This is a genomic window from Pseudomonas mercuritolerans (assembly GCF_025706525.1).
Taxonomy (GTDB): Bacteria; Pseudomonadota; Gammaproteobacteria; order Pseudomonadales; family Pseudomonadaceae; genus Aquipseudomonas; species Aquipseudomonas mercuritolerans.
Genome location: NZ_JAMSHA010000007.1, coordinates 1 through 22,520, shown reverse-complemented (window position 1 = coordinate 22,520; position 22,520 = coordinate 1). Strand labels below are relative to the sequence as shown.

Genomic DNA, 22,520 nt, shown 5'->3' with positions numbered 1-22,520 from the left:
GTAGCGAAAAAATATTCGGGTGGAGTCAGGTGGCAGCGGTTACGGTGACCCAGTAACGGGTTCGGTAATCAATGTGCAGGCGCAGTGACTGTGCGATCAATGCCAGGACCCGATCATTGTCGGCGAGCTGGAAGGTGCCGGAAACGCGTCGATCAGCGACCTCTTCGGCGCAGCGCAAGACTCCGGGGCGATAACGCGACAACTCCGCGATAAAGTCACCAAGGCGCATATGGTTCGCACTGATCACACCGTCACCCCAAGCCCATAGATCGAGGCCGTTGTCCCTGAACGTTCGGGCGTCACTTGAGGTGAACAGCAGTTGGTTTCCTGCCAGGACGTTGCGACTCGCAGACGCTTCACCGGAACCGGGCAAAACCGTGACTGATCCCTCCTGAGCTGCGACCAGAGTACCGTCGTCACGCTCGCGGACCAGAAAGCGCGAGCTGTGGGCTCGCATGATCCCGTCGCGTGATTGCACCCACAACGGTCGCGCTTGCGGCGAGTATTGATCCGCACCGACATTCACGATGATTTCACCACGGCGCAGGATGATCAGGCGCCGCTGGGCGTCGAAATCGCTGTCGACGGCGCTATCGCTATTGAGCTGGATAAGGCTGCCATCATCGAGTTGGAAACGTCGTTGCTCGCCGATGCTGCTGCGCTGCTGTGCAAGCATGGAGGGCAGGGGGGTGTAGTCGCGGCCGAGCCAGGCTGCCGTGCCGACGGTCGCCAATACGCCCAGTAGCTTCAGGCTTTCCCGCCGGCGCATTCCATGTTGGGCGCCCTTAAGGGTTTGTCGAGCCAGCTGAGCTGGCACGCCTACAAATTCATCGCCAAGCGTTTCCACACGCTGCCACGCCAACCCATGCTCCGGGCGCTGCTGCAGCCAGTGCTCGAACGTGCGCTGTGTCTGTTCATCGGCTTGATTGAAGCGAAGGCGCACCAGCCATTGGATCGCCTGCTCGACAATGGCCGGATCCAGCGCCTCGGGCTCAGGCCTCGACATAACGCAAGCGATAGCAGTGTTGCAGGGCCGTGGCCAGGTCGCGCTCCACCGTCGCGCGGGAAACTCCGAGCTTTTCGGCGATTTGGGCGCAGGTCAGACCGTCGAGTCGGGCAAATAAAAACGCCTGGCGAACTCTTGGTTTAAGCGAGTCAAGCAGACGGTCTATGCGCTCGAGCGCATCGAGAATCATCAGCCGGCTTTCTTCCGAGGGAACCTCGTGTTGCGGCAGCAAGGTGATGCTTTCCAGGTAGGCACGTTCCAGTTCGCGACGACGATACTGATCAATCATCAGACCGCGGGCAATGCTGCTCAAATAGGCGCGTGGCTCGCGCAGGGCGCCGGACTGGTGACGGTGTTTGAGCACCCGGACGAAAGTGTCCTGCGCCAGATCTGCGGCGTTATCGCGACAGCCGATGCGCCGGATCAGCCAGCCCTGTAACCACGAGTAGTGGGTGCGATAGAGCAGCCCTGGATCTGCAGTACCTAGTGTTTCGTCGCTACGCATCGGCATCCCGGGACATACATGATTGATAATGAATCGCATTCTACTCAGGCGTTGGGCCATCAGGCAAATGCGTCGCGCGTAGTGTCTGTTTCGGGCGAAATGACGCCCCGGGTTTCTCGGGAAAAAGTGCCACCATCAGATGCTGATGCGCCGATCCTCCTGATCGATAGCTGGGCTTCGAAAATGAGTTTGCATGCTTGGACTGATCTGAGGGACATGCACGGAAAAGGGGTGTCCGATATTGCATGAAGACGGCAGTTTGTTCGTGATGGATCGAACAAGCATCCGTTAAACACGGTTCATGAATAATCGCACCACGGTTTGCGACTTTTTCTTTAGCGCCAACGATTTCAGGATGTAGGCAACTACAACAAGGAGTCACCTCATGTTTGCCGGATTCCTCAAAGACCAGCGTCATGTCAACGGTGTGGACATTGCCTATCGCATTGGCGGGAGCGGGCCGGGCCTGCTGTTGCTGCACGGTCACCCTCAGACCCATGTCATTTGGCACAAGGTCGCCGAACAACTGGCCGAGCATTTCACCGTGATTGCCGCCGACCTGCGCGGTTATGGTGATAGCGGTAAGCCTCTAGCCAACGACGACCACACCAACTACTCCAAACGCGAAATGGCCAAGGACGGTGTCGAGCTGATGAATTCCTTGGGCTTCGAACGCTTCTCTCTGCTGGCCCACGACCGTGGCGCCCGCGTTGCCCATCGCCTGGCCTTGGATCATCCCGCTGCAGTGCAACGAATGGTGCTGCTCGACATCGCGCCAACCTTGTCGATGTACGCCCAAACCAACGAAGCATTTGCCCGCGCGTACTGGCACTGGTTTTTCCTGATCCGCCCGGCACCATTGCCGGAAACCCTGATCGAAGCCGACCCCGGAGCCTATCTGCGCAGTGTGATGGGCAGTCGTAGTGCGGGGCTCAAACCGTTTACTCACGAAGCTTTCGGCGAATACCTGCGCTGCCTGAAACTTCCGGGCGCCGCCCGGGGTATCTGCGAGGACTATCGCGCCAGCGCCAGCATAGATCTTGAGCATGACCGTGCCGACATCCAATCCGGTCGTCACCTGAGTCTTCCATTGCTGGTTTTATGGGGCGCCGAAGGCACGGTCGGTCGTTGCTTCGAACCGCTCAAGGAATGGCAACAGGTCGCCACAGATGTTCGTGGCAAGGCGTTGTCCGCCGGCCATTACCTTGCTGAAGAGGTCCCAGAGGTATTGCTCGCCGAGGCAATGGCTTTCCTGCGTTGACACCCGCCTTTCACTGATATGAACCAGTCTTGCGCCGCAGGACATCATTGGCCGGGAAAGTGCGGCCTCGGCTCGCTGCTGCCGCAGCGGCTGCCAAGCTTTCCCCCGAATAGGCCGCCCCCGGCACAGATTCCATTCTGTTGGCTCATGGCGCCAGTACTACGCCGCATTGGATCGCAACACAGTGCCTTGGCGTTGTTCCTGCTCAAGATATGACCTCCCCACAAATGGATGTCCTGCAAAAGCACTTACGATTATTCACGCATCGTGCACAACGCCTTCACCTTATCGCTGTTGATACAGAATCTGCGGCAAAAATAAGCTGTTGACATACCGCACCCATATTCATGCTTAGACCGGAAAAGAGCCCATTCAATGAATAAGCCAAGAACGCTCTACCAGAAACACATCGACAGCCACACTGTTTGTGCTCTCGATGATCAGGGTCATGTCCTTTTATACATTGACCGCCAAGTCGCTAATGAATACACGAGTCCACAGGCCTTTAGCGGTATACGCGAAGCAGGCCGCCAGGTTTGGCGCCCGAGCGCGACTTTGGCGGTGGTAGACCACGTTAACCCGACTGCTCCAGTTCGTATTTCCACAATGCCAGATGCAGGTGGCGCACAGCAGGTCTCGTACTTCGAAGAAAACTGCCGAGACTTCGGAATTGAACTGTTCGATATTCTCGATAAACGTCAGGGTATTGAGCACGTCGTAGCGCCCGAGCAAGGCTTCATACTGCCAGGCATGATCGTCGCAGCCGGTGACAGTCATACCACGACCTATGGTGCATTGGGCGCGTTTGGTTTCGGCATCGGCACCTCCGAAATAGAACACTTGCTGGCATCACAGACACTGGTCTACAAGCGCTTGAAGACCATGCGTGTAACGGTGAACGGGTTACTCGCAGCCGGCGTCACCTCCAAGGACATCATCATGGCTCTGATCGAAAAGATCGGAGCTTCGGGCGCCACAGGTTACGCAATTGAGTTCGCGGGGCCGACGATCAATGACCTCAGCGTTGAAGCCAGGATGACCATCTGCAACATGGCTGTAGAAGCTGGTGCGAGAGGCGCCTTCATGGCACCGGACGAAAAAGTCTTTGCCTACCTGCAATCCAGGCCCCGCGCACCTCAAGGCGAGATGTGGGAGCAGGCAGTCGGGAAATGGAGAGGACTGCATAGCGACGAAGGTGCTCTGTTTGATTGTGAAGTCACTCTCGATGTTGGTGCGCTGGAACCCATGGTCACCTGGGGGACGAGCCCTGATCAGGCGGCGCCGGTTGGAAGTCGTGTACCCGATCCCGCCAGTCACACAGACCTCATATTGCGTCAGGGCATACAACGAGCCTTGGACTACATGGGCCTGGTACCCGGAATGCCGCTCAGCGACGTGATGATCAGCCATGCGTTCATTGGTTCCTGCACCAATGCCAGGATTGAAGATTTGCGTGATGTTGCACGAGTGGTGCGCGGTAAACGAGTCGCTGCCCATGTGCGAGCAATGATCGTCCCGGGATCGACCTTGGTGCGTAGCCAGGCGGAAGAGGAGGGGCTCGCGCAGATTTTCCTGGATGCGGGTTTTGAGTGGCGGCAATCAGGCTGCTCGATGTGCCTGGCCATGAATGATGACGTGCTCGCACCCGGTGACCGGTGTGCATCCAGTACTAATCGCAATTTTGAAGGCCGTCAGGGCGCCGGTGCGCGCACCCATCTGATGAGCCCCGCGATGGTCGCTGCGGCGGCGATTACCGGGCATTTGACTGACGTTCGATCTTTCGCTCTGGAGGCGTGAACATGCAACCTTTCACCACGGTAATCGGCAGTGCAGCACCGTTTTTGGCTTCCAACATCGACACCGACGTCATCATGCCCAAGCAGTTCCTCAAGGGGATCGATCGCAAGGGGCTGGACCAAGGCCTGTTCTTCGATCTGCGATTCCTTGAGTCCGGCGAACCCAATCCAGATTTCATTCTCAATCAGCCCGCCTGGAACGATGCCGCTTTTCTGGTGGTCGGTCCAAACTTTGGTTGTGGATCAAGTCGCGAGCATGCCGTCTGGGGCTTGAAGCAAGTCGGTATCAGAGCACTCATTGGCACGAGCTTCGCCGGTATTTTTTATGACAACTGCCAGCGAAATGGGGTGCTGGCCATCCAGGTGCCCGAAGCGCAACTGAAACAAATTGCAGGCGTTATCAGCAACGCAGCAACAGCGAAGATCAACGTGAATCTGCCAGAGCAAACGATCGAATTAGCTGACGGTGCAGTTATTCACTTTGAGATTGATCAATTGCGTAAGCAGTCGCTGTTACTCGGGCTGGATGCCATCGGCACCACGCTTCAGCGTACCGAACAGATTCGCAGCTTTGAAACTCGGTATCTGTCGGAGAATCCCTGGTTGTGAACCAGATGGAAACAGTGTCGACGGTAGATCGTATGCTGAGATCTACCGCCAGGGCATCACTCAACCGATAGATGGCGAAAATACTCTTCGAGAAACTCGACACAAACCCTCAATTTCGCCGACTCGCTAAGTCGGGTGGGGTACACAGCCCATACGTTCGCACTTTGAGTGTATTCGGGAAGTACTTGCACCAGGCGTCCTTGTTCCAGCATCGGTTTAACGTCCCACATCGACCGCAACAAGATCCCTCCACCGCTCAATGCCCACTCCAGAACAATCTCGCCGTTGTTGGAGGACAAAGGGCCGCTCACGCGCACCGACTCTTCGTGTCCGTCCTTTGTCAGGTTCCAAACGCCGAATGCGTTATTTCGCTCTTTCAGTACCAAGCAATCATGGGCGGTCAGGTCATCTAATGAGTGAGGCATGCCTCGCCGCTCCAGATACTCCGTAGTTGCACACAGCACTCGTCGATTGCTCACAAGTTTGCGGCCCAGGTGCTGAACAGGCAGGTCATCCCCGACACGTATCTCAAGGTCAAACCCCTCACCGACGATATCGACTACACGGTCAAACACGTCCAGACGGATATCGAGTTTCGGGTAGGTCTGCGATAGTTTGCAGATCGCTGGTGCTACGTGGTTACGTCCAAAACCGAAGCTGCTGCAAATATGCAGCGACCCTGTAGGTTGATGCCGCGCTTCGGATATTTCACCAAGAAATTCGTGGAGGTCTCCCAGCAGTTTTTCTGCCCATTGCCGGGCTCGTTCGCCGTCGTCGGTCAGCGCAATACGTCTTGTTGTGCGGTGCAGCAGCTTTGTGGCTAGAGTCGACTCAAGTACGGAAATGCGTTTGCTTATGTAGGCAGGTGAATAACCCAACTCTTCAGCGGCATTCGCGAAGCCGTTTTTTCGGATAACAGTCAGGAAGACCTTTAAATCTTCCGGCAACGGAAACTGCTCACGATTCGTGTTCATATACCGAATAAAGCCGCCATTTACCTGTAGTGCGGGAATAATAACAGCGATTCAGGTTATCAGCGTTCTATGGCTCTGAGTCTCTATATGCGATACCCACAGCATGATGAAAATGCGAAATGAATGAGGATCTGCATGTGGGGGTGGTCGCAGCGGCGGAGATTTTGTGGGCGAGGCCGGGGGCACGCCGGCGCGGCTTGAGCAGTACGGTGCCTGGAATTGGCCCAGAGCGAGCTGAGCCAAGCACATCAGCATGCCGCGGCGCAGCTGGCCCAGGCTGAAACACGTCACCAGCAACAGCAGCGAGGCCATCCGCGAAATGGTGCTCTCCGGCTTGGGTATTTCCCTCTCACCGCAATGGCTGTTCACAGCTGACGTCGAGCAGGGCAGGGTGAGTACCGTCCTCGACAACTATCAGACCAGCGCGCTGCCTGTCAGCGCCGTACTCAGCCGCGAGCGACGACGTTCAGCGCGGACGATGGCGTTCATCGATTTTCTACGCGAGCAATTGTTGTAGAAGCGCCTTGTGATACGCCGTCCGCTGCTTTCTTCTCCGGGACCCTAAAACTGTCTGATGACAGTCCCAGGTCGATTACTGCCGTATCTTTCCATCTACCAGACATTTGGTGCGGCCGAATATTGGCACGGCAGCACGTGCCGGGGAGATCAGCTCATGAGCGTACGCCTGCGGCCTGCTGCAACCGCCGCACCGCGTCCCGGGCCTGGGCGCCGAGTTCGGCCAGGTCGAAGTCAGGCAACTGGTCGTCGTGTACGGTCAACCGGCCACCGACCAGCAAGGCGCGCAAGGTCGGGCGTCCCCCGCCCACCACCGGCCCGATCGCCGGGTCATGCAGGCCGAAGTATCGCGGCTGGTCCAGCCGGTAGATCGCCAGGTCGGCCGCCATGCCCACTTGCACGCTGCCCACGGCGTCCAGCCCCAGCACCCGAGCCCCGCCAGACGTACCCCAGCGCACCACGTCTTCCACCGTGGCCGCGCTGGCACCGCCTTCTTCGTCGCCGCCGGCATAACGCGGGCGGGCCCGTTCGCCAAGTCTGGCCCGTTGCATCAGCCAGGCGGCGTGGGTTTCGCTGATCATGTCGCAGGCCTCGTTGGAGGCGGCACCATCCACGCCAATCGACACCGGCATTCCCGCAGCCTCCATGGCCACCACATCGGCAATGCCACTGCCCAGGCGGCCATTGCTTTGCGGGCAATGCGCAATGCCCGTACCGCTGGCCCCGAGCATGCGGATTTCCTCGGCGTCGAGTTTCACCAAATGCGCGAACCACACGTCCGGGCCGAGCCACTCGTGCTCGGCACAGAACGCCACTGGCGACATGCCGTGGCGTTGCTGCACCTCATTCTGATATTCGACGGTTTCGCTCAGATGGCTGTGCAGGCGAATGCCCAGTCGCCGGGCGACCCGGGCGGTTTCGCGCAGGTGTTCGGCAGGCATGGAGTAGGGCGGGCTGGTGGGCGCCATCACCACCCGCCGCCAGGCATCGGCGGCCGGGTCGTGGTAGCGCCGCACCAGACGCTCGACGTCGTCCAGGTATTGCTCCAGGGTCTCCGGCCCGGCCAAGGACTCGCCTTCGGCTTGTCGTGCTCGCGTGGCGCCGCCACGGCAGAGAACAAACCGCAGCCCCAGCCGTTCGGCTTCCTCGAACAGCACCTCGGCACTGTCAAAGTCCATGCCCGGCAAGTACAGGTAATGATGGTCTGCGACGGTGGCGCAGCCGGATCGTGCCAATTCGACCAGGCCAATGCGCGCGGCGAGGCGAAAGCTGTGCTCGTCAAACACGCCGCGATAGCGATAGGGCACGGCACCCAGCCAGGCTCCCAGGCTCTGGTCGATACCTGCGGGAATGCCTTTGAGCAGCGACTGAAACAGGTGATGGTGGGTATTGACCCACGCCGGGTAGACCACGCAATCGGTGGCATCCAGCACTCGCTCGCCGGGCTGGGGTTGCAGGGCGCCGATGGCGCTGATGCGGCCGTCGACGACACGGATATCAGGCCCGGCGTGGCGCGCCGCCGCGCCGGACAAACCGGTGAGGATGGCGCTGGCGTTACGTACCAGCCAGCTGTTTTGATACTTCATGTGAGGCTCCATACGCCGCATCTGCGGCGGATTCAAAGGGTCAGCCGAGTTCGCTTTCGTGCCAGTTGCGCAGGCTCAACCGGGCCAGCACGGCCATCAGGCTGAATAACGCGACACCGGTCAAGGCGATCAGCAGCAGGGCAGCGAACAGCCTTGGAATATTCAGTTGAAAGCCGGCCTGGAGGATCTGATACGCCAGCCCTGCACCGGTGCCCCCGGTGCCGGCAACGAACTCCGCCACCACCGCGCCGATCAACGCCAGCCCGCTGGCGATGCGCAGCCCGGCAAAAAAACACGGCAGGGCGCTGGGAATGCGCAGGCGCAACAGCACCTGCCAGCGGCTGGCGCGGTTCAGGCGGAACAGATTGAGCAGGCCGGGGTTGACGCTGCGCAAGCCGAGTACGGTGTTGGCGATGATCGGGAAAATCGCCACAAGAGTCGCGCAAATAACCAACGCCAGCGTGGTGTTGCTGCACCAGATGATGATCAGCGGCGCCACGGCCACCACCGGCGTCACCTGCAACAGGATGGCGTAGGGAAACAGGCTGGCTTCCAGCACGCGGCTCTGCACGAACACAAACGCCGCCAGGGTGCCGATAAGCACCGCCAGGGCAAACGAGAAAAAGGTGATCTTCAAGGTCATCCACAACGCACCGAACAGCATCGGGCCATCGCTGATCAGGGTGCGGCCGATATCGACCGGGGAGGGCACCAGATACACCGGCACCTTCCAGGCCACACATGCCAATTGCCACAGACCCAGCAATACCGCGCCGAGCAGCAGCGGCGAGACGATGCGCAATACCGTGGGGTGACGTAACCAGGGAGTAAAGGACGGGTTCATGAGCGGGCTCTCAATAAAGTCAGCAAGAATCGCCATTGGCCTCGGCCAGCAGCCGGGACAGGCGTGCGCACTGCGCGATAAAGGCCGGGGAGGTGCGGTAGGCCTCGTCTCGTTCCAACGGGCCGTCGATTTCGATGTCGGCGATTACTCGGCCCGGGCGCGCACCCATCACCACCACCCGCGATGACAGGTAGACGGCCTCGAAAATGCTGTGAGTGACGAACACCACGGTCAGGTCGCGGCTAGCCCACAGCTGACGCAGGTCGCTGTCGAGCTTGTTGCGGGTGAACTCATCCAGGGCGCCGAAGGGCTCGTCCATCAGCAGCAGATTGGGCTCGGTGGCCAAGGCCCGGGCGATGGACGCGCGCATTTGCATGCCGCCGGACAGTTCCCGCGGGTACACCTGGCTGAAGCGGTCCAAGCCGACAAGGGCAAGGGCGGCGTCGACCTTTGGCTGGCTCTGGGCTTTGGGCACATTGGCCAGATCCAGCGGCAGGCGCACGTTGTCGCTGACCTTCGCCCAAGGCATCAGGGTCGCCTCCTGGAACACCATCGCCAGGCTTTGCCCTTGGGTCGGGCTGGCCGGGCTGTCTTTGCCCCACCAGCGCACGTGGCCAGCGGAGGGCTTTTCGAGGCCAGCGAACATTTTCAGCAGGGTGCTCTTGCCGCAGCCCGAAGGGCCGAGCAATGAAACGAACTCGCCGCGCTGAATGGCCAGCTTCACCCGGCTCAAGGCCTGGGTACCGTTGCTGTAGGTTTTTTCCACCTGATTGGCGAACAGCGGTGTTTGCACGCCGACGCTGTCGCCCCGTGGCAACGCCTGTGGCAGGGCGTTGGCCCCAGTTATGGTTTGCATCAACATAGCGCTCTCCCCTTGGGTCATGAGCGTCCGGTAAAGCCCCGGCACACCGGGGCGCTGACTTCAATGGCTGAGGAACACTTCACTTTCACCGTGAGCTTCGAGCAGGCCCAGCAATTGCCGGCGAATCACCAGGCCAGGCTTGTCCGACGGCATGTGCAGTTCCACTCGCCGGCGAGTATCGACACAGGCGTCGTAATCGGTGGCTTCGAGGATGTCGCGGTCTTCGGCGGTGATCGCTGCGTCCCAGTCGATCAGTTCCTGGGTCGAGCATTGCTCTTCGCTGTCATTGCGATACAACCACTGGACCAGCATCAGGCGCCCGTCTTCCATGGGCGTCGCGCAGTTGTAGATGATGTGGTGGATGCCGCTGTCCGGGTACATGCAGCCAAAGCGCCGGGAGAAGGGCAGGTAATAGCGGTTGATCAGGTGGCGCTGGGTGATCGGCTCGCGAGTGCCGGTGATGCGATAGCTTTCCTCAGGATTGCGGATCGGCACCCGCGTCTCCGCCTCGAAGCCGTAGTCGGTTTCGCGAAACTCGTAGCCGGCCGGCGCGGGCTGGTCGAAAAGGCCGAAATTGGCTTTGTGGACGAAGGAAAAATGCGAGTTGTCAAAGGAGTTTTCCATGACCCGCAGCGGGCTGGTTTTCCACTCTTCATAAAACTGGAAGATGCGCCGGTAGCCCGGGGCGCCATCCTCGGGAAACTCAGGGATTGGTTGCAGAGGATCGTCGAGGGCGACCCAGGCGTAGCCGTATTTTTCCTGGCAGTGAAAGGCCTGGACCGAGGCGCCCGGCGGAATCATGCCAGCGGGGTTTTGCGGGATCTTCACGCAGGTGCCGGTGCAGTCGTATTCCCAGCCGTGGTAGCCGCAAGCGATGTTGCCGTCCTCGCTGACAAAACCTTTCGAGAGCTTGGCGGTGCGGTGGCAGCAACGGTCGCGCATGGCCACCGGGGTGCCGTCGGGGCGCTTCCACAGCACCAGCGCCTCACCCAGTAAAGTGAAGGGCTGCGGGCCGGCATCCAGCGCGGTCATGGGCAGCAGGGCATACCAGAAGCGGCGCAATACGGGTTGTTTGGTGACCAACATAACAAGTGTCCTCACGGTATTCGTTCAGCCGGCTCTTGGGCTCGGGCTCTGGGTTCAGCAGTCTTGCAATCAGGCTCAGCGGCTGGCGGACTGTTCGGCGCCAGGCAGTACCTTCAAGTCCTCGACGAAGCGCGTGGTGTAGGCCTTCTGCCAAGGCGCATCGGCACCGAGCAGGCCGGCGTCGACCATGAAATTGCGGGTGGCCTGCCAGCGCGCATCGCTCATCACGCCGATGCCTTGGGTGGCGGCATCACCGCCGGTGACCAGGCGATATTGCTTGAGCGTCGACAAGCCCCAGGCGAGCAATTCATCGCTCATGTTCGGGTTATCAGCCTTGATCAGGTGGTTGGCGCTCGGGTTGTCGAGGTAGCGCTTCCAGCCCTCCATCGAGGCGCGAACGAAGCGCTGGACTCGCTCAGGATGCTGATCGATCACGTCCTGGCGAGTGGCCAGCGTCGAGCCGTAGGGCGGGTAACCAGCGTCGGCGAACAGGAAGAAGTTGGCTTTTTCCCCGGCCTTCAACGCCTGGAACAACTCGGAGCTGGCATAGGCCTGCTGCGTGGTGTTGGCGTCCGCGAGGAAGGGTTGCAGGTTGAAGGTGTAGGGACGGGCCTGGCTGTCCTTGAGCTGATATTTGCCCTTGAGCCACGGCCACCAGGTTTGCTGGCCGGAGGTGGACACCAGCACCTGCTTGTTCTGCAAGGCATCCAGGCCGCTCACATCGGCATGGGTCAGCAGACCCTGAGGATCACCTTGAAAGGGCGCCGCCACGGCCACCACCGGCAGGCCTTGCTCCACACTTTTGAGAATCTGCAAGTCGTAGTTGACGATGAAATCGGCCTGCTTGTTGAGCAGCAACTGCATGCCATTGACCTGCGGCCCACCCATGCGGATGGTCACGTCCAGGCCTTCTTTTTCATACAGTCCATCCGCCAGGGCCTGGTAGAAACCACCCTGTTCGGCTTGGGCATACCAGGAAGTAAGCAGCACCACCTTGTCATTGGCCAACGCCAGTGGAGACGCGATCAGGGCGGCGGGCACAAGCGCCATGGCCAGTAGCGAGCGAAGCGGTTGACCCAAGGCAAAGCGAATTTTCATGATGTGTTCTCCACAACGATTCGAAAACCGCCGCGCGCCAATCGGCACGCCAGCGAGGGACCGATTGGAGAGAACAAGGGAGGAGAGAGGGCGCGTATGCGTAGTTACACGGCTGACACATCTCTCTTGCCCGGGGCGCTGGCGCCGCGTTCAAGCATCCAATCGGACGTACGCCCCACAGGGAAGGGCGCAAGAGCAATGCCCGGTGCCATTGCTGGCACTGACCGCTTCTACTCAAAAGTAGTCATAGCCAAAAGTGTGCCAAGCCGTCGCAGGCCCGCCCTCACGGGATCCGGCGGGCGAGGCAATCAGCAGGAGGTGGGCACGCGAATCGCAACGGTGCGAATCCAAGTGAGCGCGCCTCAATCTGGTGCGCAACCGATAGCTGAAAAGTATTCAGTTTTACGCATCGATTGTGCTGAATGAGGGTTGAAGATTGTATTCGCTCAGTTGGCACAACCCCTGCTTAGTCCGGAATCGAGTAGAAGCGGTCAGCACAGAGGGCTCTCAACAGAACCCGAGATGCAGGGCATTGCTCTGGCGGCATTACGCCGCGTACCCGGCAAGGGTCGCCCCTCGTTAACTTTAGGGCCAGAGCAGCTGCTTGATCCGCAGCTCGGGCGTGCCTTGCCGGTGATATCCGCTAATCACCTGACAAGGGCAGCCCATGAAAGCATCGCGTATTCCATTACTTGCACCTTCACAGCTGCGTCGCAGCCTGGCGCCGCTGTTAGCTCTGGCCAGCGCCGGCGCCGAAGCTGGCCCTCTGTTGTGGAACGACAACAGCTTGAGCTACCTCTACGGCCAGCATTTCAAAGTCGACGGCACTGGCGACGATACTCAGCAAACGCTGAGCTTCGAACACGCCAGCGGCTGGACGTGGGGCGATATCTTCATGTTCGTCGACAACAAATGGTCCAGCGGACTCTCGGGTGCCGACGGCCATTCCTACTACGGTGAATTCTCCCCACGGCTGTCGCTGGGCAAAATCAGTGACCGCTCCCTGAGCTATGGCATCGTCAAGGACGTCCTCATCGCCGCCACCTACGAGCGCGGTGAAAACCGCAATCGCAAATACCTGCTGGGTCCCGCTGTCGACCTCGTGCTTCCAGGCTTCGATCGCTTTTCCCTGAATACCTACTACCGCAAACCCGACGGCATCACCGGTAAGGCCTCAGGTCAATGGCAGATCAACCCGACCTGGTCCATGACCCTCCCGGTGGGTCGCTCCGACATTCTTTTCGACGGCTATCTGGAGTGGTACGTCAACGACGTCGGCAACAAAGGCACCTCCAACTATGTGGCCAGAAGCTTTCACTTCAACCCACAAGTCAAATACGACGTGGGCAAGGCGCTGGGGCAAAAGCAAAAACGTTTTTATGCGGGACTTGAGTGGGATTACTGGTCGAATAAATACGGGATTGAAGACACGAGCGGATTCCCTACCGACCAGAACGCGTTGAGTCTCTTGCTCAAGGTGCATTTTTGACGGGGGCCGATCGCCCATTGCAGAAAGCGGCCTTGACGCACCACCTCGGCAAACGGGCGAAATCGGTGTTCATCGCCGCTACTCCTGCGCTGCCAGCGCCTCAATCAGTTCTTGGGTAGTCACGATTGAATGAGCGAAAGTCGGCCCGTTCAACTCGTGGGCGGCGTGCATCATTTCCGCACGGAATGCGGCGGTCGCATCGCGCACCAGCGTGACGTGGTAGCCCAATTCCGAGGCGTAGCGGGCGGTCGCTTCGATGCAGGTGTTGGCGAGCAGGCCGACGATGATGACGTGGGTGATGCCTTTCTGCTTCAGGCGAAAATCAAGGTCGGTATTGGCAAAGCCGCTGGCGCCCCAATGTTCCTGCACGACAATGTCGCCGTCCTTCGGTGCGAAATCGGGATGCCATTCGCCGCCCCATTCACCACGTGCGAAGTGGTGCATGTGCATGATTTTGCACTGGGTCGGTGTTGGATGATCCCAGCCTTCGTAGTCGCCATGTTCCCAGCGGTGGTGCGGCACGATGACCACCGGAATGTTCTGCGCTCGTACGGCGCGATCGAGGGCTCGCAGGTTGTCGAGCAGCCCGACCTGCTCGGCAATCGGCTTGATCAAGGGGAAGACCTTGCCGTTTTCCGAGAGAAAATCGTTGTACGGATCGACCAGCAGATAAGCGGTGCGGTTCAGCGGATAAGAGGCGTTCGACATGACGATGTACTCCACGCAAGTTGAGTGACCGATGCCGTGGGCTTGCCCGTGCAGCGTGCTGATCAATAGCTTTGTCAGGCTGTGGCGGACTCGCGGGCCACTTGCCTGAGGATTTGTTCGTATTCCGTGACTGAGAGCGATCCGGACACCAACTGACGACCGTTCAGCACCATGGCCGGGACCGAGTTGATCCCGCGTTCAAGGTAGAAACCTTCAAGTTCACGGACCTCGTGAGCGAACGCCTCGCTAGTCAAAATCTCGCGGGCGCGGGTGGTTGAAAGTCCCGCTTCACCGGCCAGGCGTACCAGTGTTTCGTGGTCGCTGGGGTTCTCGCCATTAGTGAAATAAGCCTTGATCAGGATTTTCTTCAGCGCGACCTGGCGGCCTTCCTGCACAGCCCAGAGCAGAAGGCGATGGGCATCGAAGGTGTTGTAGAAATGGCTGCGCTTTTCCAGGTCGAACTGAAAACCGATGGCTTTGCCGCGCGCGACGATCAATTCATTGCGCGAGGCGACTTCTTCGGCGCTGCGCCCGTATTTGCGCATCATGTGCTTGATGGCGTGCTCGCCCTCGGCCGGCATGTCCGGGTTCAGTTCGAACGGCTTGTAGGTCAGCTCCACGGCAACCTCGCCGGCAACGTTCGCGATGGCTTGTTCCAGCGCCATGGCGCCGAGTGCGCACCAGGGGCACACGACATCCGACACAAAGTCGATACTGACGGGGAAGGTCATTTCTTCGACTCCGTCAGTTGTTGGCGGTACTCGGTGGTGGTAATTCCGGCATAGCCCCAGTTGTCGGTGTCGACCTCTTCAATAACGATATGGGTGAGGTGCGGGTCCTTGTTGAGGACGGTTTGCATGGTTTTGGTGATCTCAGCGATGACTTGAGATTTCTGTTCTTTGGTAACGCCGTCGCGAGTGATACGAACGCTGATGAAAGGCATGGGATAAGTCTCCAGTAGGCGCCCCATCGACATGATGAGGGGAGCAGTGGGATGGACTTTAGAGTGTTGCGTTCAGGGGATAAATCAGGGGCGGAGAACATCACTTATAACGCGGTGTAATCAATACAACTGGGGGCTTTGCAGAAGGTAAATCGCCCTCCCTGGCTGTAGACGCGGGGAGGGCGAATGCTACGGCGGGAGAGATCAGTTCTGCGCTTTGCTCATGCGGGTAAATAGCTCGGTGGGTACTTTCTTGCCATTGGAAATGTACTGGTTGGTTCTGAACTTGTAGACCTCACCTTCCGAAAGAAAACCATCATGGTTGGTGTCCATCGCTTTGAATTCTTCACCGCCCTGAGGTGCTACAGCCAGCAGTTCTTTAAGAGAGACGAGGCCATCATGGTCGGTGTCTGTGCGAGCGAAAGAGTCGTCGCCACATTTGCCTTCACCGCACTTGCCTTCGGCAGTAGCGGACTTGTCGCTGGCTTCGCTGGCCCCGCATTTGCCTTCGCCACACTTGCCTTCGCCGGTTTTATCTGCCGATGCCAGTTGGTAGCCTTGGGGCAATGGCTCAACAGCAAAAGCCGCAGACGATGCCAGGCTCATGCCACCGGCTAAAGCAATTGCGGCCAGGCCAAGACTGGTTTTGTTCGACATTGGTTTACGGTACATAGTGCTTCTCCAGATGCTTTGCGCGGCGAGGCCGCGGTTCATGCCACAGGGCGGATACACCCTCAAGGAAGTTCGAGGCGAAAGGCGCAAGCGTCTTCCACTTCGATACAGCGTCCTTGTTCGGGTAGGCCTATTTAGCGGGAGTCATGTATCGGCGATGTATCGGCGAGCGGAGCATTTGTAAGCCAATCCCAAGACTTAGCGTTTGGGTACATAGAGATACAAAAACCGACCTCAGCCTTTGCTCGTCAGTCAGGACAACAGCTTTAAAGCGGGTGTCGCGGCTACGCCGACGGCAGCTTGCGCATGCAGCTGGCGCAGCAGCACCAGTGCGTCAGCGACGAAGCCGGTCACGTCTGTTGCACCAGCCTCCGCAGCCAAAGCGTGCAACTGCGCTCGACCATCCATGTCAGGGAACTGCTCGATCCGCTGCAACAAACGGAACGCGAGAGGGCTGACCTGGGAGAATTGCACTTGGCCACTCGGCACCCGGCTGATCAGCAGCAACGTCGGTTGTTCTGGCGGTTCGGAAGGCAGATGACCTGGCCCGAGACGATGTACGGCCCAGGTGTAAGCCAGCGGCCAGACGAGCGGGGAGAGCCTGAGGGGACGGTCGAGTAAATGCGCCGCATCACTGGCCTTTAACGGCGCAGCGTCCAACTGTTGAAGCGCCATTTCCACCCACTCGTAATGAGCCAATTCAGGCAAGAACGGGTACCAGGGGTGTTCGTGACCGGGCGAGTCTTCCAGGCTTGCTACGAAGTCTACAAACTCACGAGCAATTTCTCCGAAGCGTGGCGTTTGCGCGCGGTAATCACGCAAAAAACGTCGTACCAGTGCACGCCAACCGTCATCACCCAGCACGGCAACCAGCACCGGAAACGTCCCACCCAGCAACCCCAACAGATTGTTCACCACCAGGTTGAGATAGACCTGCGCTCTTGCAGGATTCATCTGCGCAGGCGGTGCATAAGCGTCCGGGTCACGCAGGTACCGGGTCAGCGCGAGCTGCTGACTGTGCAAACTTGAAGGGGAGTCAGCCATCGACGGTCACCCGCACCAAAGCAATGGCGTCGCGTTGCAAGCGCCTGATGGTGTTCAGCTCAGCCACCAGTTCGTCGTAGGACGGAAAGTTGAAATCGCGCTCCAGCAGGGTTGGCTTCACGCCAAAGAGGCCATAAGCCTGGCCCAGCAATGACCAGACTACCGGTTTGACCGAGGCGCCATGGGTGTCGATGATCAGGTCCTCAGCTTCGTCGTAATGCCCAGCCACATGCATGGCGACTACGCGTTCGGGTTCCAGGCCGGCGAGGAAAACCGCTGGATCAAAGCGGTGGTTCACTGAGTTGACGTACACATTGTTAACGTCGAGCAACAGGTCGCAATCGGCCTCGCGGAGCACTGCATTGGTAAAAGCAAGTTCGTCCATGTCCTGATGAGCAGCGGCGTAGTAGGAGACGTTTTCTACAGCAAGACGACGACCGAGAATGTCCTGCGCACGGCGGATGCGCGCAGCAACGTGATGAACGGCCTCCTCAGTGAATGGCAACGGCAGCAGGTCGTATAAATGGCCATCGTCACTACAGTAACTCAGGTGTTCGCTATAGAACGGCACGTTGAAGCGATCGAGGAACCCGCGGACTTGCTCAAGAAAAGGTTCGTCCAGCGGTGCACTGCCACCCAGCGACAGTGACAGGCCATGGCATGACAGCGGGTAGCGTTCAGCCAGCAACTGCAAGGCCTCACCATGAGCGCCACCGATGCCGATCCAGTTCTCTGGAGCAACCTCTAGAAAATCGAAATCACCGACTGGAGCGTCACGGAGCGTGTTAAGCAGCGCACGGCGCAATCCCAGCCCGACGGTCCCCTCAAGGGGGATCTGTGGATCTACATGCGTTGGTGATGAAATGTTCGTTTGCATGAGCTCAATACTCCGATTCGACGTCTGGAACCCCCGATCCACAGCACCTCCACGGTTACCGCTGGCAGCCGGGGGGTGTGAATCGGGTGATTGAAACCCGCCACGGTTCTGCTCAAACGAGGTTGATCACCACGTTGATGTTGTTCCGCGTCGCTTTGGAGTACGGGCATGTCTGGTGTGCGGTGTCGATCAGCTCTTGAGCAACGTTGCGATCCAGCCCGGGAAGGTAGACATTGAGGCGAGCCTGGAGGAAATAAGCGCCATCGGTTGTGCCTAGATCGACTTCGGCGTCGACAGCAAGGTCACCCGGGAGGGTGACTTTCAGCTTGCTCGCCGCTAGTCCCATTGCACCGATAAAACAAGCCGACCAACCTGCGGCGAACAACTGCTCTGGGTTGGTACCGGCGCCAGAGGTGCCAGGCGACGACAGTTTTATATCCAGTCGGCCGTCGTCACTGAGGGCGGTGCCATTGCGACCACCCGAGGAGGTATGGACTTTGCCGGTGTACAGCACTTTATCGATATGGGTCATGGTGAAACTCCTGATTAATTAGCGGGGGTTGAGAGCGATAACCTTGGTGACGCGATAACACTCAGCGTGCATTCAAGCGCTTGAGATACCGACCGATGAATGCATCCAGGCTCAGCTTGCCGGCGCCTGTGAATACCAGTGGCAGAAGTGCTACGAGATAGATCAACGGCAGCTTGAAATTGCCGTAGCCTTTGTTGCTGATGGAGTAGCCCATAGCCAGTTCACTCAACGTCGACCACTCTGCTGGCCAGTGAACTGCGGCAGTTGCCACGACGGTGACCACTATGAGGATCAGTGCCGAGAGGCGTGTTCCCAGGCCTACAAGCAAAGCAATGGAACAGAGCAGTTCTGCCCACATGGATAACTGCCAATTGAACGCAGCCGGCAGCTGATTGAAGGGAAAAGGAAAGGCCCCTTGAATGCTTGGGAACCAGTTCTCACCGTTCCACTTTTCCCATCCCGCTTCAAAAAACTCCCAGGCCAGAAAAACGCGCAGGCTCAAAGGGGCGATCCAGTCCCCTGCGCGATCGAGATTAAGTTGCAGCCGATTCAAGACCGATAACGCGTTTGTTTGCATGGGTTTAATCCTCCGACTTGTCGTCAAGAAAGTGGAAGCCGTTCAGGTGCTTCCAATGACAGGTGTCAGGCACAGGAGCACTGCGCTGGCCGTGGGCGCAGTTCATCGTGCTGGTGTATCTCGCTTGTGTCTGAGGGGGCGGGAAGATCAATGTTGTGTAACGTGTTTGCGTCCGTACACACTTGGATACAGAGCGATACCTGTCGAAGGCGCTATTTTGGAGTTGGGATATACGATCGGCTGCGTTCTGCCGGTGACTGGCGGGAGGATTTCGCAGGGCAAACGAACGTCGCAGATGAGGGGAGGGGTGAGGGCGTGGAAAGTACTGTTGAATGAGGGGGGGCACGCCAGGTGCCCACCTTATCTGTCTGGAAACGCCTAAGGTATCAAGCGCATCTCCCGCAGCCTGTCGAACACGTCGAAAAATGCCTGATCGCTCGCTTGGTAGGCAGTGAAGCCCATCAGGCGGCTTTTCGACATGTCGGTGACCACTTCGATGGGCCGGCCAAGGTCGGCATCGGTATGCCATGGGGAAATCAAGCGACCAATGTCAGATTCTTTCAAACTATGCTCGGCGACTATTTGCGTCCATACGGCTTGATCGTCCGCCATCTGCTTCTCTAGAGGCGAGGGTGATGCGGGATAGTCAGCAGCAGGCAGGTCGAAGTATTCGGCAATTCGGCTCCACATCCATTTCCAGCGGAATACATCGCCATTGGTGATATTGAATGCCTGATTTGCCGCAGCCGGCGTGGTGGCCGCCCACAGTTGCTGTTTCGCCAACTGCCGCGCATCGGTCATGTCGGTGAGGCTGTCCAACTGCACCTTGGATCCGGGAAACACAAAAGGGCGATTGGTGTGTTTGCAAATCGAGGCATACACGGCGAGGGTGGTTGCCATGTTCATTGCATTGCCCACGGCCACCCCGGTGACGGTATGCGGGCGATGCACGCTCCAGGTGAAACCGTCCTTTTCCGCAGCGGCGAAGAGTTCGTCTTCCTGAGCGTAATAGAAATTCTCGATATCAAGACGACCCTGTTCTTCGCGAAACGGTGTCTGCGGCAGGCTGCCTTTACCATAGGCTTCGAACGGGCCGAGGTAGTGTTTCAGGCCGGTAACCAGTGCTACGTGTTTGACGTTTTTGGCTGGGCGAATGGCGGCGAGGACGTTGCGTACCATGGCTGCGTTGACGCGGATGTTCTCGGCCTCCGTGGCTTGCCGCGACCAGGTGGTAATGAACACATGCGTGGGTTTCACAGCCCTCAGCGCCTGTTCCAGAGAAGCAGGATCCTGAAGGTCTGCCGCCACAGGGATCACGCCGTGTGCTTGCGATGGATGTCTCGACAGCGCAGCGACTTGCCACTGGTTGTCGATGAGTAACTGGGTGATGGCGCTGCCGACGATGCCGCTGGCGCCCACGACTAGAGCTGTCTGGGTCATAGGTTTCTCCTGGATTTGAATTTGGGAGTCCTGCTAAGCAACAGAGGTTCAACCTGAAAATCCGTTAGAGTGCGCGCTACTCCCCGTTAAAGCCTGTGAGAAAAATGACTCGTCCGCTGTTTGTCGCTCTGGATGGCCCCAAAGGCGTCGGCAAAACCTCGCTGTTGGAGGCCATCACTGAAGTCCTGAGGGCAGACAACCAGAAAGTCATCCGACTGTGCGAGAAAAAAAGCGACCCTTTCAGGGGCGAGACAATGCACTTGGTGAACCGGCTCGTCCGCCATCCTGACAGGGATCTGGAACTGGACGTTTGCCAACGCCTGGCTGATAGCCGCCGCTGGATTTCCCAGCACGTGCTGACCAAACAACCCGCCGACAGCATCATCCTGATCGATCGCTGGTACCCGTCCGATGCGGCGTTTCGCCGGATAGTCCCGTTTGCTGAAATCCTGCAATTGAACATTGACCGCAACGTACAGGTGCCAGACCTGCATGTCGGGGTGGTTACAGCGGCGGACATTTCGTGGGAGAGGGCGGGGGCACGACGGCGGGGCTTGAGCAGTACTGTACTTCGCGGTCTGGAGGAGCATGTCGCTTGTACTGAGGCGTTTGAGGTGGCCGCTGCCGATCAGGGTTGGTTTTTGTGTCGGAATGAGGGAACGATCGAGGAGGCGACGGGGCGGGTGGTAGGGGAGATTAATCGGGTGATTAGACGCCTCCATGTCCGAAGTGTCAGTCCGCCATGCTGAGCGGCGCGGATCGAATCTAAACCCGCTGTCCTGTCACTTGATCGCACGCTCGGCGGCGTTGAGGATTGGTTCGCCGCGAGATAGGTCGGGCCTAGTAGGAGGTGGCGCTTCCTAGTTCTGGACCGCGGTAACCGTAGCGATTTCAGGCGGGGGGACCCAGCAGGGAAATCAGGCGCGGCTCGATGCTGTCGGGTTGTATCTCGAGAATTGCCAGCGTGACCGGCAACTTGAAACGCCGAGGGCCGGCGCTACCAGGGTTCACGTATAGACGATCGCCGCGCCATTCTATGCGCGGTTTGTGGGAATGGCCGGTGATGATGAGCTTTATGTCTGGATCTAGATCGGCGGGGACGTCGGCGATGTCGTGGATAAGGAGAGTGTGCCAGCCGTTGAGAGTGCAGGTCAGGAAGTCGGGGAGGTCTTTGGCCCATGGGCTGCTGAGATCATTGTTGCCGCGCACGGCGTGGACGGGAGCAATTTCGGACAATTGGGCGAGAATGTCCGGGTTGCCGATGTCGCCGGCGTGGATGATCAGGTCACAGCCTTGGAGCGCGCTGATGGCTTCGGCGCGGAGGAGATTGTGAGTGTCGGATATTAGGGCGGTTTTCATGGGCCAACTCTCCGTGGACGTTTCGGGTGGGAGTGACTGTTTTCGACCCATAGCTGCCTGTCGCGACCGCAGGCGATTGCGGCCAGAAGCGAAGAACCGCCCGAACTTGCATTAATCTCTTAGCCAGTTCCGCCAGAGCGTTTCAGGGACTTCGGATCGAATGTCACATTTGCCATACTTTGAGCACTAGGTACTGACTGCCATTCAGCAGTGGTGGAGTCGATTTCGCGCAGAGTCCATTGCTGGGGGCCGGACCAGGACAGTTCTATGTAGGGGCCTTCAAGTACTTCGTTCGCTATTAACATCTCGACTTCGTCGGCAGGTCCCGGCAGCATGCCTCCGACAGCAATGGGCACGCGCTGACGCAAAAGGATGTTGAGCATGCACAACAGCTCGGCATGTGATGTGTAATGCACTCTGTGCTCCCCGACTTCCGTGTAGGCAAACACCAGATTGCCCGATACTGAGTCTACGGAGCTGATCAAAGTGAGATGCGCCGGTGGCCGGCCTGACCCCTTTGAATAACGTAGTTTGATAACCGCGCCCCTCTACATATTTCGCTTTATGAAATCGGAGAGCTTCGCGGCTTCATTGCGTAATTCGTCGAATCTTTCGTTTAGCTCAACATGGCCCGGCTTCCAGCAAAGAACGCCATTGTCATGGCTTTGACCAAGAATGAGATCATTGAATGAGCCCATTCCGCCATAGGCTGACTGTAGGTACTCAATTCCGGAGT

General features: G+C 58.6%; 26 protein-coding genes and 2 pseudogenes. 8 read left to right on the top strand and 20 right to left on the bottom strand.

The window, feature by feature from the left end:
* Window positions 1–25 precede the first annotated feature (25 nt).
* Window positions 26–1,006 (bottom strand): DUF4880 domain-containing protein, encoded by a 981-nt coding sequence (locus ND528_RS19850; protein ID WP_263471000.1) that lies wholly within the window; start codon window positions 1,004–1,006, stop codon window positions 26–28.
* Window positions 993–1,511, bottom strand: coding sequence for a sigma-70 family RNA polymerase sigma factor (locus ND528_RS19845; RefSeq protein ID WP_263470999.1), 519 nt, complete (start codon window positions 1,509–1,511; stop codon window positions 993–995). The genes ND528_RS19850 and ND528_RS19845 overlap by 14 nt, the downstream gene beginning before the upstream one ends.
* Before the next feature lie 18 nt (window positions 1,512–1,529).
* Between ND528_RS19845 and ND528_RS19840 the strand changes: the two genes are divergently transcribed.
* From ND528_RS19840 to leuD, 4 genes are all read left to right on the top strand, one after another.
* Window positions 1,530–1,760 (top strand): hypothetical protein, encoded by a 231-nt coding sequence (locus ND528_RS19840; protein ID WP_263470998.1) that lies wholly within the window; start codon window positions 1,530–1,532, stop codon window positions 1,758–1,760.
* A 136-nt stretch (window positions 1,761–1,896) separates the two neighbouring features.
* The gene (locus ND528_RS19835; RefSeq protein WP_263470997.1) at window positions 1,897–2,772 is read left to right on the top strand and encodes an alpha/beta fold hydrolase; all 876 of its coding nucleotides are present in this window, start codon (window positions 1,897–1,899) and stop codon (window positions 2,770–2,772) included.
* Window positions 2,773–3,147: 375 nt separating this feature from the next.
* Window positions 3,148–4,569 carry a 3-isopropylmalate dehydratase large subunit gene (gene leuC / locus ND528_RS19830; protein ID WP_263470996.1) on the top strand — a complete coding sequence of 474 codons (1,422 nt, stop codon included), beginning with the start codon at window positions 3,148–3,150 and terminating at the stop codon, window positions 4,567–4,569.
* Window positions 4,570–4,571: 2 nt separating this feature from the next.
* Window positions 4,572–5,177 carry a 3-isopropylmalate dehydratase small subunit gene (leuD, locus tag ND528_RS19825; protein WP_263470994.1) on the top strand — a complete coding sequence of 202 codons (606 nt, stop codon included), beginning with the start codon at window positions 4,572–4,574 and terminating at the stop codon, window positions 5,175–5,177.
* A gap of 56 nt (window positions 5,178–5,233) precedes the next feature.
* On the opposite strand, the gene ND528_RS19820 is transcribed toward leuD, so the two are convergent.
* Window positions 5,234–6,151 carry a LysR substrate-binding domain-containing protein gene (locus ND528_RS19820; RefSeq protein ID WP_263470993.1) on the bottom strand — a complete coding sequence of 306 codons (918 nt, stop codon included), beginning with the start codon at window positions 6,149–6,151 and terminating at the stop codon, window positions 5,234–5,236.
* 128 nt (window positions 6,152–6,279) lie between these two features.
* Here ND528_RS19820 and ND528_RS19815 point away from each other — a divergent pair.
* Both ND528_RS19815 and ND528_RS19810 read left to right on the top strand, forming a co-directional pair.
* Window positions 6,280–6,363: pseudogene (locus ND528_RS19815) on the top strand (thymidylate kinase); the annotation flags it as partial.
* 71 nt (window positions 6,364–6,434) lie between these two features.
* Window positions 6,435–6,668 (top strand): annotated as a pseudogene (locus ND528_RS19810) (LysR substrate-binding domain-containing protein); the annotation flags it as partial.
* A 154-nt stretch (window positions 6,669–6,822) separates the two neighbouring features.
* On the opposite strand, the gene ND528_RS19805 reads toward ND528_RS19810, so the two are convergent.
* The 5 genes from ND528_RS19805 to ND528_RS19785 all read right to left on the bottom strand — a co-directional run bounded on the left by ND528_RS19805 (window position 6,823) and on the right by ND528_RS19785 (window position 12,143).
* A complete protein-coding gene (locus ND528_RS19805) occupies window positions 6,823–8,253 on the bottom strand; it encodes an amidohydrolase family protein (RefSeq protein ID WP_263470992.1) in 1,431 nt (476 codons plus the stop codon).
* Between the two features lie 40 nt (window positions 8,254–8,293).
* Entirely contained in the window at window positions 8,294–9,097 is an 804-nt protein-coding gene (locus ND528_RS19800; RefSeq protein WP_137213607.1) for an ABC transporter permease, read from the bottom strand.
* Window positions 9,098–9,116: 19 nt separating this feature from the next.
* On the bottom strand, window positions 9,117–9,959 hold the full coding sequence (locus ND528_RS19795; RefSeq protein ID WP_024012979.1) for an ABC transporter ATP-binding protein: 843 nt from the start codon (window positions 9,957–9,959) through the stop codon (window positions 9,117–9,119).
* A gap of 60 nt (window positions 9,960–10,019) precedes the next feature.
* Window positions 10,020–11,045 carry an aromatic ring-hydroxylating dioxygenase subunit alpha gene (locus ND528_RS19790; protein ID WP_016774747.1) on the bottom strand — a complete coding sequence of 342 codons (1,026 nt, stop codon included), beginning with the start codon at window positions 11,043–11,045 and terminating at the stop codon, window positions 10,020–10,022.
* 75 nt (window positions 11,046–11,120) lie between these two features.
* Complete coding sequence (locus ND528_RS19785) at window positions 11,121–12,143, bottom strand: ABC transporter substrate-binding protein (RefSeq protein WP_263470991.1); 1,023 nt, start codon at window positions 12,141–12,143, stop codon at window positions 11,121–11,123.
* Between the two features lie 706 nt (window positions 12,144–12,849).
* On the opposite strand from ND528_RS19785, the gene ND528_RS19780 reads away from it, so the two are divergent.
* The gene (locus ND528_RS19780; protein WP_408005050.1) at window positions 12,850–13,632 is read left to right on the top strand and encodes an outer membrane protein OmpK; all 783 of its coding nucleotides are present in this window, start codon (window positions 12,850–12,852) and stop codon (window positions 13,630–13,632) included.
* A gap of 78 nt (window positions 13,633–13,710) precedes the next feature.
* Here ND528_RS19780 and ND528_RS19775 read toward each other — a convergent pair whose 3' ends face one another.
* The 9 genes from ND528_RS19775 to ND528_RS19735 all read right to left on the bottom strand — a co-directional run bounded on the left by ND528_RS19775 (window position 13,711) and on the right by ND528_RS19735 (window position 20,425).
* Window positions 13,711–14,340, bottom strand: a complete 630-nt coding sequence (locus ND528_RS19775) for an isochorismatase family cysteine hydrolase (protein WP_122603339.1) — start codon at window positions 14,338–14,340, stop codon at window positions 13,711–13,713.
* Between the two features lie 74 nt (window positions 14,341–14,414).
* Complete coding sequence (locus ND528_RS19770) at window positions 14,415–15,071, bottom strand: DsbA family oxidoreductase (protein ID WP_263470989.1); 657 nt, start codon at window positions 15,069–15,071, stop codon at window positions 14,415–14,417.
* On the bottom strand, window positions 15,068–15,283 hold the full coding sequence (locus ND528_RS19765; protein WP_016774741.1) for a tautomerase family protein: 216 nt from the start codon (window positions 15,281–15,283) through the stop codon (window positions 15,068–15,070). The genes ND528_RS19770 and ND528_RS19765 overlap by 4 nt, the downstream gene beginning before the upstream one ends.
* Window positions 15,284–15,487: 204 nt before the next feature.
* Complete coding sequence (locus ND528_RS19760; protein ID WP_041480354.1) at window positions 15,488–15,955, bottom strand: HvfA family oxazolone/thioamide-modified RiPP metallophore; 468 nt, start codon at window positions 15,953–15,955, stop codon at window positions 15,488–15,490.
* Between the two features lie 252 nt (window positions 15,956–16,207).
* A complete protein-coding gene (locus ND528_RS19755; RefSeq protein ID WP_263470988.1) occupies window positions 16,208–16,999 on the bottom strand; it encodes an HvfC family RiPP maturation protein in 792 nt (263 codons plus the stop codon).
* Window positions 16,992–17,876 (bottom strand): HvfB family MNIO-type RiPP peptide maturase, encoded by an 885-nt coding sequence (locus ND528_RS19750; protein ID WP_263470987.1) that lies wholly within the window; start codon window positions 17,874–17,876, stop codon window positions 16,992–16,994. The genes ND528_RS19755 and ND528_RS19750 overlap by 8 nt, the downstream gene beginning before the upstream one ends.
* A gap of 112 nt (window positions 17,877–17,988) precedes the next feature.
* The gene (locus ND528_RS19745) at window positions 17,989–18,408 is read right to left on the bottom strand and encodes an organic hydroperoxide resistance protein (RefSeq protein WP_263470986.1); all 420 of its coding nucleotides are present in this window, start codon (window positions 18,406–18,408) and stop codon (window positions 17,989–17,991) included.
* Window positions 18,409–18,469: 61 nt separating this feature from the next.
* Window positions 18,470–18,985 carry an HvfX family Cu-binding RiPP maturation protein gene (locus ND528_RS19740; protein WP_263470985.1) on the bottom strand — a complete coding sequence of 172 codons (516 nt, stop codon included), beginning with the start codon at window positions 18,983–18,985 and terminating at the stop codon, window positions 18,470–18,472.
* A gap of 378 nt (window positions 18,986–19,363) precedes the next feature.
* A complete protein-coding gene (locus tag ND528_RS19735) occupies window positions 19,364–20,425 on the bottom strand; it encodes an SDR family oxidoreductase (RefSeq protein WP_263470984.1) in 1,062 nt (353 codons plus the stop codon).
* A gap of 104 nt (window positions 20,426–20,529) precedes the next feature.
* Here ND528_RS19735 and ND528_RS19730 point away from each other — a divergent pair, with 104 nt between their 5' ends.
* On the top strand, window positions 20,530–21,174 hold the full coding sequence (locus ND528_RS19730; RefSeq protein WP_263470983.1) for a dTMP kinase: 645 nt from the start codon (window positions 20,530–20,532) through the stop codon (window positions 21,172–21,174).
* Window positions 21,175–21,316: 142 nt separating this feature from the next.
* Here ND528_RS19730 and ND528_RS19725 read toward each other — a convergent pair whose 3' ends face one another.
* The 3 genes from ND528_RS19725 to ND528_RS19715 form a co-directional block, all read right to left on the bottom strand.
* A complete protein-coding gene (locus tag ND528_RS19725) occupies window positions 21,317–21,784 on the bottom strand; it encodes a metallophosphoesterase family protein (RefSeq protein WP_130910201.1) in 468 nt (155 codons plus the stop codon).
* Between the two features lie 119 nt (window positions 21,785–21,903).
* Window positions 21,904–22,200: a hypothetical protein gene (locus tag ND528_RS19720; protein ID WP_241662859.1), complete on the bottom strand. Its 297-nt coding sequence runs from the start codon at window positions 22,198–22,200 to the stop codon at window positions 21,904–21,906.
* Between the two features lie 132 nt (window positions 22,201–22,332).
* The coding region (locus tag ND528_RS19715; RefSeq protein WP_408005045.1) for a DUF6966 domain-containing protein at window positions 22,333–22,520 on the bottom strand (188 nt) is incomplete at its 5' end.

Excerpts from the sequence above, each read along its gene's own strand:
- ND528_RS19770 (WP_263470989.1), bottom strand. The coding sequence starts at position 15,071 with ATGACCTTCCCCGTCAGTATCGACTTTGTGTCGGATGTCGTGTGCCCC.
- ND528_RS19820 (WP_263470993.1), bottom strand. The coding sequence starts at position 6,151 with ATGAACACGAATCGTGAGCAGTTTCCGTTGCCGGAAGATTTAAAGGTC.
- ND528_RS19745 (WP_263470986.1), bottom strand. The coding sequence starts at position 18,408 with ATGACCCATATCGATAAAGTGCTGTACACCGGCAAAGTCCATACCTCC.
- ND528_RS19785 (WP_263470991.1), bottom strand. The coding sequence starts at position 12,143 with ATGAAAATTCGCTTTGCCTTGGGTCAACCGCTTCGCTCGCTACTGGCC.
- ND528_RS19740 (WP_263470985.1), bottom strand. The coding sequence starts at position 18,985 with ATGCAAACAAACGCGTTATCGGTCTTGAATCGGCTGCAACTTAATCTC.
- ND528_RS19730 (WP_263470983.1), top strand. The coding sequence starts at position 20,530 with ATGACTCGTCCGCTGTTTGTCGCTCTGGATGGCCCCAAAGGCGTCGGC.
- ND528_RS19850 (WP_263471000.1), bottom strand. The coding sequence starts at position 1,006 with ATGTCGAGGCCTGAGCCCGAGGCGCTGGATCCGGCCATTGTCGAGCAG.
- leuC (WP_263470996.1), top strand. The coding sequence starts at position 3,148 with ATGAATAAGCCAAGAACGCTCTACCAGAAACACATCGACAGCCACACT.
- ND528_RS19760 (WP_041480354.1), bottom strand. The coding sequence starts at position 15,955 with ATGTACCGTAAACCAATGTCGAACAAAACCAGTCTTGGCCTGGCCGCA.
- ND528_RS19800 (WP_137213607.1), bottom strand. The coding sequence starts at position 9,097 with ATGAACCCGTCCTTTACTCCCTGGTTACGTCACCCCACGGTATTGCGC.
- ND528_RS19750 (WP_263470987.1), bottom strand. The coding sequence starts at position 17,876 with ATGCAAACGAACATTTCATCACCAACGCATGTAGATCCACAGATCCCC.
- ND528_RS19725 (WP_130910201.1), bottom strand. The coding sequence starts at position 21,784 with ATGAAAACCGCCCTAATATCCGACACTCACAATCTCCTCCGCGCCGAA.
- ND528_RS19840 (WP_263470998.1), top strand. The coding sequence starts at position 1,530 with ATGATTGATAATGAATCGCATTCTACTCAGGCGTTGGGCCATCAGGCA.
- leuD (WP_263470994.1), top strand. The coding sequence starts at position 4,572 with ATGCAACCTTTCACCACGGTAATCGGCAGTGCAGCACCGTTTTTGGCT.
- ND528_RS19765 (WP_016774741.1), bottom strand. The coding sequence starts at position 15,283 with ATGCCTTTCATCAGCGTTCGTATCACTCGCGACGGCGTTACCAAAGAA.
- ND528_RS19845 (WP_263470999.1), bottom strand. The coding sequence starts at position 1,511 with ATGCGTAGCGACGAAACACTAGGTACTGCAGATCCAGGGCTGCTCTAT.
- ND528_RS19795 (WP_024012979.1), bottom strand. The coding sequence starts at position 9,959 with ATGTTGATGCAAACCATAACTGGGGCCAACGCCCTGCCACAGGCGTTG.
- ND528_RS19775 (WP_122603339.1), bottom strand. The coding sequence starts at position 14,340 with ATGTCGAACGCCTCTTATCCGCTGAACCGCACCGCTTATCTGCTGGTC.
- ND528_RS19735 (WP_263470984.1), bottom strand. The coding sequence starts at position 20,425 with ATGACCCAGACAGCTCTAGTCGTGGGCGCCAGCGGCATCGTCGGCAGC.
- ND528_RS19835 (WP_263470997.1), top strand. The coding sequence starts at position 1,897 with ATGTTTGCCGGATTCCTCAAAGACCAGCGTCATGTCAACGGTGTGGAC.
- ND528_RS19790 (WP_016774747.1), bottom strand. The coding sequence starts at position 11,045 with ATGTTGGTCACCAAACAACCCGTATTGCGCCGCTTCTGGTATGCCCTG.
- ND528_RS19805 (WP_263470992.1), bottom strand. The coding sequence starts at position 8,253 with ATGAAGTATCAAAACAGCTGGCTGGTACGTAACGCCAGCGCCATCCTC.
- ND528_RS19755 (WP_263470988.1), bottom strand. The coding sequence starts at position 16,999 with ATGGCTGACTCCCCTTCAAGTTTGCACAGTCAGCAGCTCGCGCTGACC.